The following is a 16,792-nucleotide window of genomic DNA, read 5'->3' as shown; positions in this document are numbered from 1 at the left end:
GCGGATGCGGGACAGGTCGGCGCGAAGCGCCGGGTGAGGGGTCTCTCCTCTTGGGGGTCCTTCATTGTGGAAGCACCCTCTCCCCAGCCCTCCCCCGCAAGCGGGGGAGGGAGCGCACCTTCTTTGCGGCACGATCCAGTCTCATTTCGCAAAGCTCCTGGTGCTTCGCATGAGCACCGGCGCAAACGCACCTGATCAACTCGTTGCCGAAGCGCAGGCGCCTGTGCTGTCGGTTGCCGGCCTCACCACCTCCTTCATGCTCGACCGGCAATGGATCCCTGTCGTCCGCAACGTGTCGTTCGACATCGCCCCTAAGGAGACCGTTGCAATCGTCGGCGAGTCCGGTTCGGGCAAGAGCGTCACCGCGCTCTCGATCATGCGGCTCATTCCGCAGGAGATTGGTCGCGTCGAGGGCCGCATCGTGCTGGCCGGCCGCGATCTCCTCGTGCTGCCCGAAGCGGGCATGAAGGACATTCGCGGCAACGACGTCGCGATGATCTTCCAGGAGCCGATGACGAGCCTCAATCCGGTGCTCACCATCGGCTTCCAGATTGCGGAAGCGCTGATCCAGCATCGCGGCCTGTCGCGTGCGGCGGCGGAGGCCGAGACCATCCGCCTGCTCGATCGCGTCCGCATTCCCGCGGCGACATCGCGCTTCCACGAGCATCCGCATCGCTTCTCCGGCGGCATGCGCCAGCGCGTGATGATCGCGATGGCGCTGGCCTGCAAGCCGAAGCTCCTGATCGCGGATGAGCCGACCACCGCACTCGATGTCACCATCCAGGCGCAGATCCTGGAACTGCTGAAGGAGCTTCAGCAGGAGGAGGGGATGTCGATCCTCTTCATCACCCACGACATGGGCGTGGTCGCCGAGATCGCTGATCGTACCGTGGTGATGTATGGCGGGCAGGCGGTCGAAACCGACGCGACGTCGCGCATCTTCGCCGCTCCGTCGCATCCCTATACCCGCGCACTGCTCGCCGCCGTGCCGCGCCTCGGCTCGATGGACGGACGTGAGCGGCCGATGCGTTTTCCCATCGTCGACAAAGTCTCGGGCACTTCGGACGAGCCGGTGGAGACGCCCGACACGGTCTCGACCGCCGAGCGTCCGTTGCTCGAAGTCGCCAATCTAACCACGCGCTTTCCGATCCGCTCGGGCCTGTTTGGAAAGGTCTCGGGCCGTGTCCACGCGGTCGAGAACATCTCCTTCACCTTGCGCGCCGGCGAGACGCTGGCGCTGGTCGGCGAATCCGGTTGCGGCAAGTCGACGACAGGCCGCTCGATTCTCAGGCTGCTCGAGCCGGACAGTGGCACCGTCCTGATCGATGGCCAGGACGTGCTCGCCATGAACGGCCGAGCTTTACGCGATTTCCGCAAGCACATGCAGATCGTGTTCCAGGATCCGTTCGCGAGCCTCAATCCGCGCATGTCGGTAGGGACGGCGATCGCGGCACCATTGCTCGCCAACGGGCTCGCGTCGGCGTCGCAGGCGCGCGACAAGGTCGCCGATCTGCTCGTGCGCGTCGGCTTGACTGCCGACATGGCCGCGCGTTTCCCGCATGAATTCTCCGGCGGCCAGCGCCAGCGCATCTGCATCGCGCGTGCGCTTGCGCTGGGGCCGAAGCTGATCGTCGCGGACGAGGCGGTCTCGGCGCTCGACGTCTCGGTCAAGGCGCAGGTCGTGAACCTGATGCTCGACCTTCAGGCCAGCATGGGCCTTGCCTATCTCTTCATTTCCCACGACATCGCGGTGGTCGAGCGCATGAGCCACCGCGTCGCGGTGATGTATCTCGGCGAGATCGTCGAAATCGGTCCGCGCGCATCCGTGTTCGGCAATCCGCAGCATCCCTACACGAAGAAGCTGATGGCTGCCGTGCCGGTGCCCGATCCATCGCGCCGCGGCACCAGGCGCGAGGCTTCCAACGACGAGATCAGAAGCCCGGTGCGCGCGCCGGATTACCAGCCGCCTCGCCGGCAATATCGCGAATTGTCGCCCGGCCACGTCGTGCAGGTCTGGGGCGAGGAATGGTCGGCTAACTGAGCGCAACTTTCAGTTCCTGCTCCTGCGCTGCCGAGTGCGCGACGATACGGGCTCCTGAAATCGTGACCGGATGGAGCGACAGGGAACTGCGACATGTGAACCGTCTCATATTCCATCACTTTCTTTTCGAGCTATGACTCCCGCAAGAAATTGCCACACCCGGAGCTAACTGACAGACACGGGTGAGATGCAATGCCTGCGAAGCCGGATGCTCGCAGCTTTGGATTGGCTCTCGTCTTGGTCACGAGCAAGCCAGTCCCAACACTCAGCACAGATCTTTTCAAAAATTGGAATCAGGGCATCGCGAAACGTGTTTACGCAGCTTCTGTTCGGGGTCGGCCGGTAGGCTGCTACTTACCAAGGAGCCCCCAATGAAGATCAGCAACGAAGTTTCCAGTGCATTTTCGCAGACAAGACACGCCGGCAATTATCGGATCGCCCGTTCGAGTCTTATCAAGGCAGCCCACCTTCTTGAAAGAATTGGGCTCGCAGCCGTTGGGGCCACTTGCGGCCTCTATGTGGGTGCAACCCTGTTACGTCAGAAAGGCGGACTGTTTGAAAGCGGCTGGATCGTGCTGCTCATGATGATCTACGGAGCTGTCAGCTTCTATATTGGAATTGATTTGTCTCGGACGTTCGCTCGGAAGTCGATTTCGAGCACCTCGGAGCAATACAATGGGTCCGAGGCGGTTGAGATCATGAGTGCGGCCGGGACGTTCAGCGCGGCGATTGCAGCAGCTCTGTCCGTCAGCATCCTTGTCCTTGATCAAAGCCTTCCCAATGGCCTGATTGTCTCTGTTGCGGCCTGTTGGATCGTCGGTTCTTCGCTTCAAGTTGCGGCAGGAGCGATGGCGCGCAGCTACGAAGTGACCATGGACAAGGAGTGAAGACGACTGTCCTCGCGGAAAAAGCGCATGCCGGGCATCTTGGCGTGGGCAAAAGCCCGGGTGCCGGATTCGGCTTCAGATCTGAAGGAGTCATTGACGATCGGAACCTCTGTCGTTCGATGCTACGTGCAGACGATTTTTAGTAGCGCAGACGTTCGCATCGAACGACGTTCCTGCTTGGAAGCGTACCGAGCAACCTAAGTTGTCGCGCAACAAACAAGGCGTGCGATCATGGTGGCGTTGGGATATTGTTCCCGCGTGCCGTGGTCCAAAATTCTGCTAACCGCCAACCGCACGATCGGTGGAGCCAATGCAGATTGCGGAGTGGCTCGAGAAGCTGGGGCTTGGGCAATACGCAGAGCGTTTTGCCCAAAATGGGATCGACATGGGCGTCCTTCCCGAACTGATGGACGACGACTTCGAGAAGCTCGGAGTGCTGCTCGGCCATCGCCGCAAAATGCTGCGTGCTATTGCCGACCTCGATCCAGCCGCGCTGATCGCATCGCCCGCTCCTCCTCAAGACGCCGAGCGGCGTCACCTCACCGTTATGTTTTGCGATCTGGTCGGCTCGACTGCGCTCTCGGCGCGGCTCGATCCCGAGGATATGTGGGAAGTGATCCGCGCCTACCGCGCCGCCTGCGCGAGCGTCATCGCTGCTTACGACGGCAGGATAGCCAGGTTCGTTGGTGACGGAATACTCGTCTATTTCGGCTATCCTCGCGCCCACGAGGATGATGCGGAGCGGGCAGTGCGAGCGGGCCTCGACATCATCTCTGCGGTCGGGCAACTCAAGACAAGCGCCGACGAACGGGTCGAACTGCGGATCGCAATCGCGACCGGACTTGTGGTGGTCGGCGACCTCGTCAGCGGAGATGCGTCAGAGGAGCACGGAACGATCGGCGATACACCGAACCTTGCTGCCCGGCTCCAGAGCCTGGCGGAGCCGGGAGCGGTCGTCGTTGCCTCGTCGACGCGCCGGCTGCTGGGCGATCTCTTCGCGCTTCGTAATCTCGGCCGCCGCGAGGTCAAGGGGATAGCCGAACCCATCGCGGTCTGGGCGGTCGAGGGAACGACCGCATCGGAGAGTCGCTTCGAGGCGGTTCGTGCTGCGCGCTCGATCGGCTTTGTCGGCCGCAAGCAGGAGATCGAATTCGCGCTCTCGCGCCAGCAACTGGCATGGCAGGGGCGAGGCCAGATGCTGTTGATTTCGGGCGAAGCGGGCATCGGCAAGTCGCGCATGGTCGCAACGCTGTCGGAAAGCCCCGCGTTGGGGACGCACCGCCGGGTGCGATATCAGTGTTCGCCCTACCACACCAACAGTGCGCTTCATCCCTTTGTCGCGCAGCTCGAGCGCGCCGCCGGCATCCGCCCGGACGACACGCCCGGGCAAAAGCTCGACAAGCTCGAGGCCATGCTGGCGCTTGGAACGCAGCAGGTTGCCCAAGCGACACCGCTGATTGCGGCTCTTCTTTCGATTCCAACCGGCGACCATTGTCCGCCGCTTGGGTTGAGCCCGGCGCAACAGCGGCGACAGACATTTGCCGCCCTGCTCGATCAGCTTGAGGGGCTGGCGCGCGAGCAACCGCTGCTGATCATCTGCGAGGATATGCACTGGGCCGATGCCACGACACTTGAACTGCTCGATCTTGCGGTTGATCGGATCAGGGGACTGCCGATACTCGTGCTCACGACATCCCGGCCGGAGTTCGAGCCCTCCTGGTCGGGCCTTGCCAACGTCAGTCTGTTGCGGCTCGACCGACTAGACCCGCAGGACACGCGTGCGCTGGTCGAGCAGGTGACCGTCGGCCGCCAGCTGCCACGGGAGATGATGAAGCAGATCATCGACAAGACGGATGGCGTCCCGCTATTCGTCGAAGAACTCACCAAGATGGTGCTGGAATCCGGATTGCTCGTCGAAGACGCCGGGCGTTATCGCCTCGATAGTCCGCTCCCGCCGCTCGCTATTCCCGCGACGCTGCAGGATTCGCTGATGGCGCGGCTCGACCGGCTGGCTCCAGTCAAGGAGGTGGCGCAAATCGGCGCCGCCATCGGCCGCGACTTTTCATACGCGCTACTGAGATATGTGGCGGGACGCGATGATCTGACGCTGACCGCCGCGCTAGCGCAGCTCGAAGAGGCGGAACTGCTGGTGCGTCACGGGGCTCCGCCCGAAGCAAACTATAGCTTCAGGCACGCTCTCGTTCAGGAAGCAGCCTATGAAGGTCTGCTCAGGAGCAAACGGCAGCTGCTTCACAAGCGCATCGGTGATGTCCTGCGCGAGAAGTTTCCGATCGTGGCCGAGACCGAGCCGGAAGTTCTGGCACATCACTTCACCGAGGCGGGGCTGAGCGAGGTCGCGCTCGAATGGTGGCGCAAGGCGGGCCAGCAGGCGCTAAAACGCTCGGCCTATTCCGAGGCGATCGCGCATCTCGGCAAGGCGGTTGCGACGGCGGATCAACTGCCCGATGAGCCCCGCCGCACGATGAGCAGGCTGCATCTTCAAATCGCATATGGCCGTGCATTGCGCGGCAGCCTCGGGCACAGCGCTCCCGAAACGGTCGCCGCATGGACGCGCGCCCGACAGTTCGCAGCCGACATCAATGATCCCGTTGAACTTGCGCCGGTCCATTCGGGCCTCTTCAATGCCTGCCTGACACACGGCGAGCTCGCTCCGATGCGGGAGCTGGCGGATGCCATCATGAGCGCCGCTGAACGACGGCCGAACTCACCGGTGGCCGCCATCGTTGCCCATTGGACGGGCGGGGTTACCTGCTGGTTCGGTGGTGACTACTTGAAGGCGCGGAGGCATCTCGAGCAAGCACTGGATATCTATGGTGCCGAGCCGGATCCGGCGATGTTCAGGGCTTCCGCGCTGGATCTTCCGTTCGTGATCATGAGGTTTCTTGCCTTGGTACTCTGGCCGCTGGGCAGCATCGGCCGCGCACGCCAACTCGCCGCCGAAGCGGTGCGCGCTTCCGGAGAACAACGGGCGCTTTCCCAGGCCAATGCGCTTGTTCATCGCGCGGTGTTCGACGGACTGTGCGGGGGCTTGTTGCAGCAAACCGAGACGATCCTGGCGCTCGGTCTCGCGCGCGACCACACGATGCCGCTCTATGTGGCCGCCGGCACCTACCTGAATGGCCTCGCCAAGTGGCGTGCCGGCGAGCGAACGGCCGGGCTGGCAGAAATGCGCCGCGGCTGGACCTTGCTGCATGAGAATGACTGCTACCTCTGTGAACCGTTTTGGGGAATGCATGTCGCCATGGCGGACGCAGAGGTGGGCCAAGTCGAAACCGGGCTCGAAATCTTGAGTGAGCTGATTGCATGGGCGGAGCAATCCGGTCAGCGTTGGCTCGATGCCGAGCTGCACCGCGTCCACGGCGAGCTTTTGTTGCGCCGTGACCCTCCCGACGATTCCGGTGCCGAGAATGCCCTCACGCGAGCGCTGGACATCGCACGAGGCCAGCAGGCGAAGACGTTCGAGCTGCGCAGCGCCCTTGGACTTGCGCGCCTGCACAAGACGCATGGTCGAGCGTGCGCGGTATCCGAACTGCTCGTTTCCGTGCTCGCCGAATTCGATGCGGAGCGAAATCTTCCCGAAATCACAGAAGCGAAAGAGCTGCTCAAGCACGCGCCGTGACCCCGCTGGCGCCTTGGGGGCTAGGCGATGACTGTCACGAATTGACGTGCACGAAATCCCGCAGCAGCGGATAGATCTCGTTGTTCCAGCGCTTGCCCGAGAACACGCCGTAATGGCCGACGCCGGCCTGCATGTGGTGGACGCGGCGATAGGCGCGTACGCCGGTGCAGAGGTCCTGCGCGGCGAGGGTCTGGCCGATCGAGCAGATGTCGTCCTTCTCGCCCTCGACCGTCATCAGCCCCATGCGGCCGACGGCCTTGGTGTTCACCGGGCGTCCCCGATGCATCAGCCTGCCCTGCGGCAACAGGTGCTCCTGGAACACGTCGCGCACGGTCTCGATGTAGAACTCCGCCGGAAGGTCCATCACCGCGAAATATTCGTCGTAGAAGGTTTTGATGCTGGCGGCCTTGTCCTTCTCGCCTTTGGCGATGTGGTTGGCGAGGTCGAGATGCTGCTTGATGTGGCGCTCGAGATTCATCGACACGAAGGCGGTGAGCTGCACGAAGCCGGGATAGACTTTGCGCAAGGCGCCGCGGCACTGCATCGGCACGTAATTGATCAGGTTGCGCTCGAACCATTCGATCGGTTTGCTCTTGGCGAAGTCGTTGACCCTCGTCGGCTGGATGCGGGTGTCGATCGGCCCGGCCATCAGCGTCAGCGTCGCCGGCCGCGAGGGGTGGTTGTCCTCGCACATGATCGCGGCGGCCGCGAGCGCGGAGACCGATGGTTGGCAGATCGCCACCATGTGCGGGCGCGGGCCGAGCTGTCCGAGGAAATCGATGAGATGCTCGGTGTAGTCGTCGAGCCCGAAGCGGCCCTCGCTGCGGGGAATGTCCCGCGGATTGTGCCAGTCGGTGATGTAGACGTCGTGGTCCTGGAGCAGCGTCTTCACGGTGCCGCGCAAGAGCGTGGCGAAATGGCCCGACATCGGCGCCACCAGCAGCATGCGCGGCTGCTCGCCCACGCCGTCCTTGCGAAAGTGCAGCAGCGAGCCGAACGGCGTCGCGTAGGCGATCTCCTCGGTGACGGCGACTTCGCGATTGCCCACCATCACGCTGTCGATGCCGTAGGCCGGGCGATTATAGGTGAGGGTGGAGCGCGAGATCAGCTCCAGCGCCGCCGAGAGCCGGCCGACCACCTGATGCGACACGCCCTGCGGGACCAGGTTGAGGAATTTGAGCGCGGACGAGGCCCCCGCCCGCCATGGCGCGGTCAGGTCCATATGGTTCTGGAAGGCCTGATAATACATCGACATCATACTGAAACGCCCACTTGTCCCGGGCGATTATGCAATATCGAAGCCAAGCGGGAGCCGGGCCGCCCTCGAAACTGGCACATCGCTTGCTCTTCATGTTGCGGGAAGCACAGCTCATGGGCACGCCCGTGGCGCGAGCGGGTGTCGAGATCAGGCGCAGGGAAGGGCCAAATGGCGAAGGCGACACTGACCATCAGCAGCAAGAACTACTCGTCCTGGTCGCTGCGTGGCTGGCTGCTGACGAAATTTTCCGGGCTCGATTTCGAGGAGATCGTCACCGCGCCAGACGATCCGTCCGCGCGCGCCGAAATCCTGCTGCTGTCGTCCTCGATCCTGGTGCCGTGCCTGCGGCACGAGGGCGCCGTGGTGTGGGATACGCTGGCGATCGCCGAATATCTCAACGAGGTGATGCCGGACGCCGGGCTGCTGCCTGGTGACCGCATCCAGCGCGCGCATTGCCGCTCGATCTCGGGTGAAATCCATTCCGGCTTCACCACGCTGCGCGCCTCGCTGCCGGTCAACCTGAAGGGACACTTTCCCGGCTTCAAGATCTGGTCGCGCGCGCAGGCCGACATCGACCGAGTCTGGTTCATCTGGCGCGACTGCCTGGAGAAATCGGGCGGTCCTTTCCTGTTCGGCGAGCGGCGCACCATGGCGGATGCGATGTACGCTCCCGTGGTGACGCGCTTCGTCACCTATGACGTCAAGCTTGCGCCGCCGCTGAAGGCCTATGCCGACATCATTATGGCCATGCCCGAGATGCAGGAATGGATCGCGGCGGCGCGGGAAGAGCCGGCCGAGATCGAGGAGCTCGAGGTCGAATATTAGGCAGGTCTCGCGCGGTCCTGCCCGTTTCGGGGGCTGGGGACCGTCGCCCGGCAGGCACGTGGCGTGCCCTCGCCATGCCCTTGATGCGGTTAACTTTTGCCGCCAATACGCGGCCCAAATCCAATCCTGCGCTGCGCAGATATTGTGCGCGCGGGCGGCCGGCTGGCGACATCTAGCCGTGAACAGATGCGTACGAAGCCCTACGGCCGATTCGGACGTGATTCGTTCAGGCCGCGTTCCGAAGGTTAAAGCGGGAGCGCGGCCCCGTCGCATTTTGAAACACAGATCGCCGTCAGGCGGCGCCGCGCTGCTTCACGCGCGGCAGACGCCAGCCGATGACGGTCGCTTCGACCGCGATGCCGGCCTCGTGGTTGCGCCAGCGTCCCTCCACATAACGGCAGGCGAACGGCAGCTGATACGTTCCGCTGTGGTCCTCGCACAACACTTCGACCGCAAGGCCGGGTGGTGGTTCTCCGGTGCCATCGAATTCCGCCAGACGTCTATCGCGCGTTGCCATTCCAAAAATCTCCCCTAAACAAAGCCGCGGAAAGAACGCCCACTTCTTTCCGCGTGCCGATCATCGCTCCCCGTCCCAGGGAACAGGCGCAAGCTCACGCGAGAATGCGGTACGAGTGTGGTAGCCTCACGCGCTTGCGCGCAAAAAGCGCACATTGATGTGATCGATTGACGAGGAACCTTTCATGCTGCTCCGAAGCGCCGGCGTCTGTTTCGCAATGTTGCTGCTCGCAGCGCTGGCGCCGCTGTCGCTCCGCGCGCAGGACGTGCCCGGCATCGAGATCTGCACCGTCGAGAAGACCATGGAGCGGCGCACGAGCTGCCTCCAGAGCAATGTCGACTTCCTGCAGAAGTCTATCACCAAGCTCACGCTCGATCATCAGCAGAAGCTGGACGCGGCCAATCGCCAGATCGACACGCTGAAGACGAGCCTCGCCGGCTTGCAGAAGACGCTCGCCGATCTCCAGGCCGCCCAAGTGAAGACGGGCGACGATGCGAAGAAGAAGCAGGACGCGCCGGCGGCGGCGAAGGACGCTACGAAATAAGCGCGGCGATCACGCGACGCGATATCGCTCCATCACGCCGCGATCGGGCTCGTAGCCAAGTCCAGGGCCATTCGGCACTGCGACATGGCCGGTCGCATCGACATCGGCGCGGCCGCCCCAGAGGCAGGCCTCGCGTTTCAAGTAGAACATCTCGACGAGCCCGTCCTCGCGCAGTGCCAAGAGATGCAGCGTCGCCAGCAGGCCCGGACCGAAATAAGGAGAGTGCGGCACGATCTTGACGCCGAACTGATCGGCCAGCGCCGCGACCTTCAGAAACTCCGTGATGCCGCCGACCTTGATCACTGAGGGCTGCGCATGGCTCACCGCGCCCGCATTCATCATCTGGCGGAATTGATATTCCGTGCAGGCGTTCTCGCCGGCGGCAACGTCGAGCCCGCCCTTGCTGCGGACCTCGGCGAGCGCGGCAAAATCCTCCGGCGGCCAGACCGGCTCCTCCAGGAACATCGGTTTCGCGTCCGCACATGTCTTCGCAAACGCGATCGCCTGCTCGGCGGTGAGCGGGCAGTTCATGTCGACCATCAGCGGAATGGTCGGCCCGATCGCCTCGCGTGCAGCGAACACCGCAGGTGTCGTGGTCTCGTGCAGCTTGATGGCGCCATAGCCGAGCGCGAGCGCCTTCCTGCATTCGGCGGCGATGTTGTCGGGCGAGCCGATCCGCAGCAGGCTCGCGTAAGCGGGAATGGCCGTGCGCCTGGTCTCGCCGAGCAAGCGGTGGACCGGCACGCCTTCCACTTTGGCGGCAAGGTCCCACAGCGCGATGTCGAGCCCGGAGATCGCGAACATGGTGACGCCGTAGCGGCCGAACAGGTGCAGGTTGCGCTGGATCTGCTCCATGACCCCTGGGATGCCGGCCGCGTCAGGCACCTTCAGCCCACGCGCCTGCGGTGCAATCATCTCCTCGACGGCGCTGCGCGTGGTGCGGGGGCAGACATAGGCGAAGGCATCGCCCCAGCCGGTCAGCCCGGCATCGGTCGTGACCTCGACCAGCACCATGTCGAGCGCGGTAATTGCGGAAGCGCCCTGGCGAAAGCTGGCGACACCGGCGTCATAGGGGATGCGGATATGGTGCGCCCGCACATCTGTAATTTCCATGACGCGGTTCCTCCGTGCTTTCTGGTGAGCGGTTTCAGAGACCCGGGAGTGTAGCCACGGATGCCCGGATGTTGCCAGTAGCCGTTGCCCGGCTATCCTCATGTCAGGACCGCAATGCCGATCAAGCGACCCGGCGGCATGCTGCGCATCATGACCGTGCTTCGAACGAGGACGACCACCGTGAACCCAGCCCAGCGCGCGCTCTGGTATATCGAGAGCCATCTGGCCGAGCCGATGACGCTCGACGAGATCGCTGCGATCTCAGGCGTGTCGCGGTTCCACATCGTGCGCGCGTTTGCCGCAGCCACCGGTCTTCCGGTGATGCGTTACGTGCGCGCGCGGCGGCTGACGGAAGCCGCGCGCAGTCTTGCGAACGGTGCGCCGGACATCCTGTCACTGGCGCTGGAGGCGGATTACGGCTCGCACGAAGCATTCACCCGCGCGTTCCGCGACCAGTTCGGCACCACGCCCGAAGCCGTGCGGGCCGCGACATGCGTCAGCCACCTCAAGCTTCAGGAGCCGATCCTCATGGACTCCACCATGCTCGACCATCTTGCCCCGCCGCGTTTCGAAACCGCAAAGGCCTTCCTGGTCGCCGGTCCCGCCGAGCGCATCTCCTGCGACAACGGCGCCATGATCCCCGGTCTATGGCACCGCTTTCACCAGGAGGTCGCCGACATTCCCGCCCGCGTCGGCAACGTCGCCTACGGCGTTTGCTGCAATGGCGATGATGCCGGCAATTTCGACTACATCGCCGGCGTCGAGGTCGCCGATTTCTCGGACCTGCCGCGTCGCTTCGGCCGCATTCGCATCCCCGAGCAGCGCTACGCCGTCTTTACCCACACCGATCACGTCGCCTCGATCCGCCGCACCGTCAACACGATCTGGAATCAATGGCTGCCGGCCTCCGGCCTCAAAGCCGCGGACGCACCGAACTTCGAGCGCTATGACGAAAAGTTCGATCCAGCAACCGGAAATGGCGGCTTCGAGATCTGGTTGCCGGTGAAGGAGTAGCGCGCAAGGCTGGCATACCATCCCGCTTGCTTGGCAAGCCCCGGCGACTTTGTCATAACCGCAGGCAAATCTTGCGTGTGGGCCCGTGCCGGACATCCCGTGCAAGTCATAACAAGCAGCCGGGAGGGTCCCAACATGTCCAACGTCCGCGTTCTTGCCACCGACCTCGAATTTCCAGAAGGGCCGGTCGTGATGCCGGACGGTTCGGTCGTGCTGGTGGAGATCCGCGGCCAGCGCCTGACCCGCGTTTATCCCGATGGCCGCAAGGAGATCGTCGCGAAGGTGCCGGGCGGCCCCAATGGCGCCGCGCTCGGGCCCGACGGCAAGATCTACATCTGCAACAATGGCGGCTTCTCCTGGCTCCCGGCCGGCAAGATGATCATGCCGGGCCCGCAGCCGGACGATTACCGCGGCGGCTCGATCCAGCGCGTCGATCTGCAATCCGGCAAGGTCGAGACCGTCGTGACCAGATGCGGCGAGCACGATCTGCGCGGCCCCAATGATCTCGTGTTCGACAAGCAGGGCGGCCTCTGGTTCTCGGACCTCGGCAAACGCCGCGCGCGCGAAATGGATGTCGGCGGCATCTACTATCTCAAGCCCGGCATGACCGAGATCGTCGAGATCGTGCATGGCGTGTTGCCCGCGAACGGCATCGGGCTCTCGCCGGACGAGAACACGGTCTACATCGCGGAGACACCGACAGGCCGGCTCTGGGCCTATGAGCTCTCCGCGCCGGGCACGCTGAAGCCGCGCGAGGTGATCTATCGCGGCGAGCGGGGCAAGCCGATCTGCGGCCTCGGCGGCTACCAGATGTTCGACTCGCTCGCGGTGGAGGCGAATGGCAATGTCTGCGTCGCCACCCTCGTCTCCGGCTGCATCTCGGTGATCGCGCCCGACGGCACCCTGGTGGAGCAGGTTCCGACCGGCGACCGCGTCACCACCAACATCGCCTTCGGCGGCCCCGAGCTGAAGACCGCCTACATCACCCTGTCAGGCAAGGGCGAGCTGATCGCCATGGACTGGCCGCGCGGCGGTTTGCCGTTGAATTTCTTGAACAAGTGAGCCAGGCCGTCATTGCGAGGAGCCCGCGACAAAATTGCGAAGCAATTTTGCGCTGGCGACGAAGCAATCCAGACTGCCTCCGCCGTAAGACTCTGGATTGCTTCGCTTCGCTCGCAATGACGCAAGGAGAGACTTTCAATGCCCTGGCCCGACCCCATCACCCTGCGCGGACAGCACGCCCGTCTCGAGCCGCTGTCGCATCAGCATCGGGAGGGGCTGGTCGAGGCCGTCAAGGACGGCGAGCTGTCGAAACTCTGGTACACGGCGATCCCACTGCCGGAGAACATGGGCAAGGAGATCGACCGGCGCCTCGGCCTGCAGGCCGCAGGCTCGATGCTGCCGTTCACGGTGTTCGATGCCGCCGGCAGGATCGTCGGCATGACCACCTACATGAACATCGATGCTGCCAACCGCCGGGTCGAGATCGGCTCGACCTGGTACGGCAAGAGCGCGCAGCGCGGCCCGCTCAATACCCAATGCAAGCTCCTGCTGCTGCGGCATGCCTTCGAAACCCTGAACTGCATCGCGGTCGAGTTCCGCACGCATTTCTTCAACCACCAGAGCCGCCGCGCCATCGAGCGCCTCGGCGCCAAGCAGGACGGCATTTTGCGCAGCCACCAGGTCGGGCCGAACGGCACGCTGCGCGACACCGTGGTCTACAGCATCACCGCCGCCGAATGGCCGACGGTGCAGGCGCATCTCGAATTTCAACTCAACGACAAGCCGCGCTAGCTATAATGTGCTCCAGATTTGCTGCTCGCTCGGTCACCTCTCCCATGGGGAGAGGTGAGGAGCGCCCAGTTCCGGCACCGATTCAAGTGAGACTCATTGCGCGCCAAGGACGCTGCCACCATGGACAGATTTGATTATGTGATCGTCGGAGCGGGCTCGGCCGGTTGCGTGCTCGCCAGCCGGCTGAGCGAAGACCCCGCGACCAGCGTCTGCGTGCTGGAGGCAGGCCCTTCCGACTGGCACCCCTACATCCACCTGCCGGCGGGCTTCATCAAGACCTTCCACATGAAGAGCATCAACTGGGCCTACCAGCAGGAGCCGGGGCCCTGGACTGGCGGCCGCAGCATCTATGCGCCGCGCGGCAAGACGCTCGGCGGCTCCTCCTCGATCAACGGCCACATCTACAACCGCGGCCAGCGCATGGATTTCGACACCTGGGCGCAGATGGGCAATCGCGGCTGGGGCTATGCCGACGTGCTGCCCTATTTCCGGCGGCTGGAGAAGCGGGTCGGCGAGGGCGAGGCGCTCTATCGCGGCCGCGAGGGCAGCCTCACCGTCACCACGATGGAGTGGCGCGATCCGCTCTGCGAAGCCTTCATGGAAGGCGCGGTCTCGCTCGGCATCCCCCGCAACCCCGACTACAACGGCAAGACCCAGGAAGGCGTGTCCTACTGCCAGCGCACCATCAACAACGGGCTGCGCGTCTCCGGCGCCACCGCCTTCCTCAGGCCCGCGATGAAGCGTCCCAACGTGCACGTGCACACCCACGCGCATGCGACCGAGATCATTTTTGAAGGCAAGCGCGCCGTCGGCGTGCGCTACATGAAGGGCGGCCGTGGCGGTCATCCCGTCGAGGTGCGCGCCAACAAGGAAGTGATCCTTTCCGGCGGCACCTATAATTCGCCGCAGCTCCTGCAGCTCTCCGGTGTCGGCTCGCCCGATCTGTTGCAGGCCCACGGCATCCAGGTGCGCCACGCACTGCCGGTCGGCGAGGGCCTTCAGGATCATTACGCGCCGCGCACGGTGGCGCGGGTGAAGGACATCAAGACCATCAACGAGCTTCGCCGCGGCTTCTCGCTGTGGATCGAGGCGCTGAAATGGGCGACCGCGCGCCGCGGCCTGCTCTCGCTGTCGCCGACCATGGTCTATTGCTTCTGGCACTCCGGCGAGAGCGCCGAGAGCTCCGACTTGCAACTCACCTTCACGCCGGCGAGCTACAAGGAGGGCGTGCAGGGCCAGCTCGAGGACGAGCCCGGCATGACGGTGGCCTCCTGGCAGCAACGCCCCGAGAGCCGCGGCTATGTCCACATCCGCTCGGCCGATCCGTTCGCGCCGCCGATCATCCAGACCAATTATCTCGACGCCGAGCTCGACCGTCGCGTCATCGTCGGCGGCATGAAGCTCGCACGGCGCTTGCTGAAATCTGCGCCGCTCTCGCCCTATTACGCCTACGAGGATTTCCCCGGCCCGAACGTCAACACCGACGACGAATTTTTGCACGCCGCCACCCAGCGCGGCACCACCACCTTCCACCCCGGGTGCACCTGCCGCATGGGTCCGGCGGATTCCACCTGGGCCGTCGTCGACGACCAACTCCGCGTCCACGGGTTGGAGGGCCTGCGCGTGATCGACGCGTCGGTCATGCCGCGCATGATCTCGGCGAACCTGAATGCGTCAACCATGATGATCGCCGACCGCGCCTCGGATTTGATCCGCGGCAAGCAGCCGATGGAAGCGGCGCGGATTCCGGACACAGCGGTGGGCACAGCAGCGTAGGGTGGGCAAAGGCGCGAAGCGCCGTGCCCACCGTCGCTCCGTCGTTGCGAGAGGAGTGGTGGGCACGCTTTCGCTTTGCCCACCCTACGAAACCTTTGTTGCCCGTCGGGCAAAACACCCCGACACCCGTCAACCCCTCCGCGCAAAAATATTCCACTTTACCGAAATTCGGAATTGCGGCATAAGTCGGAACAGCCCGGCCCCGAGGAAGAGGGGCGGTTCGCGAGGTCGTTCGAAACGCGGGCCGGGTTGCGGTGGACGCGGCAGCGTCGGCACGAGAGGTCAAGGGCAGGGCGGATTGCTCTCCGTGAGCCCCAAGGCTTCGTGTAGACGAGCGGCGCTGTCAGGTTCGTCTCGCCAGCAAGTTTCCGGCTCCGTCGACAGGGCTGGAAAAACTGCGACGAATAGCGAACCGTGCGTACGGCAAAACCGTGTGGTCCTGGCCGTCGTTGCTACGGTCAAGCCTTGGCGGATGCGGCATTTGCGTCAACCGGCGCGATGCCGGCGACTTTCGCTGGGGTGAGGGAGGCCAGAACGAACTCGGCTCCCGGGAGAGCGCGGCATAAGCCGTCCAACCACTGCGCAGGGAAGGCCGTGTGTTGGGCTTCACCTGTATGCCGCTGTGCAGTTTTTCTGCGTGTGCCTTCGCAGCGGACCGTGGGTGCCAGCCGGCACCCGGCCTTCCCTGCGCCCTCTTTCTTTGGGGGCGATGGAGAGAGCAAAGCTCGGGCGAAATGCGCCGCGAGGATGCGAACGTGTGTCTGCAGTTCAGAACGTGAGCCGGAGAGCGACCCAATGCCCCTTGCTCCGTCATTGCGAGCGTAGCGAAGCAATCCAGACTGCCGCCGCGGGGGGATTCTGGATTGCTTCCGCCTACGCCAAGGCTTCGGCGGACAAGTCGCTGCGCTCGCAATGACGAAGGGGAGGCAGGCGCGCGCCACACACTGTCATCGCCCGGCTTGACCGGGCGATCCAGTATTCCAGAGGCGCTCGTGATTGAGCCGAGACGCCGCGGCATACTGGATTCCCCGCCTTCGCGGGGAATGACAGCGCTGTTTGGAGAACGACGCCAATGCCCCTTGCTCCGTCATTGCGAGGAGCCCTTGCGACGAAGCAATCCAGAATCTTTCCGCGGAGGGATTCTGGATTGCTTCGCTACGCTCGCAATGACGATGGGGGGCAGGCGCGCGCCACACACTGTCATCGCCCGGCTCGACCGGGCGATCCAGTATCCAGAGGCGATTGTGATTGAGCCGAGACGCCTCGGCGTACTGGATTCCCCGCCTTCGCGGGGAATGACGGTGTCACTTGGGAGCGATGCCGATGTCCAACACGTCGTCCTGGCGAAAGCCAGGACCTATTACCCCAGGGAGTGGTTTTGCG

General features: G+C 64.0%; 12 protein-coding genes. 9 read left to right on the top strand and 3 right to left on the bottom strand.

What is annotated here, in order from left to right; genetic code table 11:
* Nucleotides 1–169 precede the first annotated feature (169 nt).
* From BLV07_RS03130 to BLV07_RS03120, 3 genes are all read left to right on the top strand, one after another.
* Complete coding sequence (locus BLV07_RS03130) at nucleotides 170–2,041, top strand: ABC transporter ATP-binding protein (RefSeq protein WP_091879488.1); 1,872 nt, start codon at nucleotides 170–172, stop codon at nucleotides 2,039–2,041.
* Between the two features lie 371 nt (nucleotides 2,042–2,412).
* Nucleotides 2,413–2,928, top strand: a complete 516-nt coding sequence (locus BLV07_RS03125; RefSeq protein WP_091879486.1) for a hypothetical protein — start codon at nucleotides 2,413–2,415, stop codon at nucleotides 2,926–2,928.
* A gap of 310 nt (nucleotides 2,929–3,238) precedes the next feature.
* Nucleotides 3,239–6,568 carry an adenylate/guanylate cyclase domain-containing protein gene (locus tag BLV07_RS03120; RefSeq protein ID WP_176945309.1) on the top strand — a complete coding sequence of 1,110 codons (3,330 nt, stop codon included), beginning with the start codon at nucleotides 3,239–3,241 and terminating at the stop codon, nucleotides 6,566–6,568.
* 34 nt (nucleotides 6,569–6,602) lie between these two features.
* Here BLV07_RS03120 and BLV07_RS03115 read toward each other — a convergent pair whose 3' ends face one another.
* The gene (locus tag BLV07_RS03115) at nucleotides 6,603–7,826 is read right to left on the bottom strand and encodes a polyhydroxyalkanoate depolymerase (RefSeq protein ID WP_091879480.1); all 1,224 of its coding nucleotides are present in this window, start codon (nucleotides 7,824–7,826) and stop codon (nucleotides 6,603–6,605) included.
* Nucleotides 7,827–7,994: 168 nt separating this feature from the next.
* Here BLV07_RS03115 and BLV07_RS03110 point away from each other — a divergent pair, with 168 nt between their 5' ends.
* Complete coding sequence (locus BLV07_RS03110; RefSeq protein ID WP_091879477.1) at nucleotides 7,995–8,651, top strand: glutathione S-transferase family protein; 657 nt, start codon at nucleotides 7,995–7,997, stop codon at nucleotides 8,649–8,651.
* Nucleotides 8,652–8,943: 292 nt separating this feature from the next.
* Here BLV07_RS03110 and BLV07_RS03105 read toward each other — a convergent pair whose 3' ends face one another.
* The gene (locus tag BLV07_RS03105) at nucleotides 8,944–9,168 is read right to left on the bottom strand and encodes a hypothetical protein (RefSeq protein WP_091879473.1); all 225 of its coding nucleotides are present in this window, start codon (nucleotides 9,166–9,168) and stop codon (nucleotides 8,944–8,946) included.
* Nucleotides 9,169–9,352: 184 nt separating this feature from the next.
* On the opposite strand from BLV07_RS03105, the gene BLV07_RS03100 reads away from it, so the two are divergent.
* Nucleotides 9,353–9,712, top strand: a complete 360-nt coding sequence (locus BLV07_RS03100; RefSeq protein WP_091879471.1) for a hypothetical protein — start codon at nucleotides 9,353–9,355, stop codon at nucleotides 9,710–9,712.
* Between the two features lie 9 nt (nucleotides 9,713–9,721).
* On the opposite strand, the gene BLV07_RS03095 is transcribed toward BLV07_RS03100, so the two are convergent.
* Nucleotides 9,722–10,825 (bottom strand): mandelate racemase/muconate lactonizing enzyme family protein, encoded by a 1,104-nt coding sequence (locus BLV07_RS03095; RefSeq protein ID WP_091879468.1) that lies wholly within the window; start codon nucleotides 10,823–10,825, stop codon nucleotides 9,722–9,724.
* A gap of 180 nt (nucleotides 10,826–11,005) precedes the next feature.
* Between BLV07_RS03095 and BLV07_RS03090 the strand changes: the two genes are divergently transcribed.
* The 4 genes from BLV07_RS03090 to BLV07_RS03075 all read left to right on the top strand — a co-directional run bounded on the left by BLV07_RS03090 (nucleotide 11,006) and on the right by BLV07_RS03075 (nucleotide 15,409).
* Nucleotides 11,006–11,839: an AraC family transcriptional regulator gene (locus BLV07_RS03090; RefSeq protein ID WP_176945339.1), complete on the top strand. Its 834-nt coding sequence runs from the start codon at nucleotides 11,006–11,008 to the stop codon at nucleotides 11,837–11,839.
* Between the two features lie 135 nt (nucleotides 11,840–11,974).
* Entirely contained in the window at nucleotides 11,975–12,901 is a 927-nt protein-coding gene (locus tag BLV07_RS03085; protein WP_091879465.1) for an SMP-30/gluconolactonase/LRE family protein, read from the top strand.
* Nucleotides 12,902–13,039: 138 nt separating this feature from the next.
* Nucleotides 13,040–13,633: a GNAT family N-acetyltransferase gene (locus BLV07_RS03080; protein WP_091879462.1), complete on the top strand. Its 594-nt coding sequence runs from the start codon at nucleotides 13,040–13,042 to the stop codon at nucleotides 13,631–13,633.
* 120 nt (nucleotides 13,634–13,753) lie between these two features.
* Complete coding sequence (locus BLV07_RS03075; RefSeq protein ID WP_091880335.1) at nucleotides 13,754–15,409, top strand: GMC family oxidoreductase; 1,656 nt, start codon at nucleotides 13,754–13,756, stop codon at nucleotides 15,407–15,409.
* Nucleotides 15,410–16,792 lie beyond the last annotated feature (1,383 nt).

Source organism: Bradyrhizobium sp. Rc2d, from assembly GCF_900099855.1.
GTDB lineage: Bacteria > Pseudomonadota > Alphaproteobacteria > Rhizobiales > Xanthobacteraceae > Bradyrhizobium.
The sequence above is the reverse complement of the archived record's forward strand: the minus strand, read 5'-3'. Positions and strand labels throughout refer to the sequence as shown.

Excerpts from the sequence above, each read along its gene's own strand:
- BLV07_RS03095 (WP_091879468.1), bottom strand. The coding sequence starts at position 10,825 with ATGGAAATTACAGATGTGCGGGCGCACCATATCCGCATCCCCTATGAC.
- BLV07_RS03125 (WP_091879486.1), top strand. The coding sequence starts at position 2,413 with ATGAAGATCAGCAACGAAGTTTCCAGTGCATTTTCGCAGACAAGACAC.
- BLV07_RS03115 (WP_091879480.1), bottom strand. The coding sequence starts at position 7,826 with ATGATGTCGATGTATTATCAGGCCTTCCAGAACCATATGGACCTGACC.
- BLV07_RS03130 (WP_091879488.1), top strand. The coding sequence starts at position 170 with ATGAGCACCGGCGCAAACGCACCTGATCAACTCGTTGCCGAAGCGCAG.
- BLV07_RS03120 (WP_176945309.1), top strand. The coding sequence starts at position 3,239 with ATGCAGATTGCGGAGTGGCTCGAGAAGCTGGGGCTTGGGCAATACGCA.
- BLV07_RS03085 (WP_091879465.1), top strand. The coding sequence starts at position 11,975 with ATGTCCAACGTCCGCGTTCTTGCCACCGACCTCGAATTTCCAGAAGGG.
- BLV07_RS03075 (WP_091880335.1), top strand. The coding sequence starts at position 13,754 with ATGGACAGATTTGATTATGTGATCGTCGGAGCGGGCTCGGCCGGTTGC.
- BLV07_RS03080 (WP_091879462.1), top strand. The coding sequence starts at position 13,040 with ATGCCCTGGCCCGACCCCATCACCCTGCGCGGACAGCACGCCCGTCTC.
- BLV07_RS03100 (WP_091879471.1), top strand. The coding sequence starts at position 9,353 with ATGCTGCTCCGAAGCGCCGGCGTCTGTTTCGCAATGTTGCTGCTCGCA.
- BLV07_RS03105 (WP_091879473.1), bottom strand. The coding sequence starts at position 9,168 with ATGGCAACGCGCGATAGACGTCTGGCGGAATTCGATGGCACCGGAGAA.
- BLV07_RS03110 (WP_091879477.1), top strand. The coding sequence starts at position 7,995 with ATGGCGAAGGCGACACTGACCATCAGCAGCAAGAACTACTCGTCCTGG.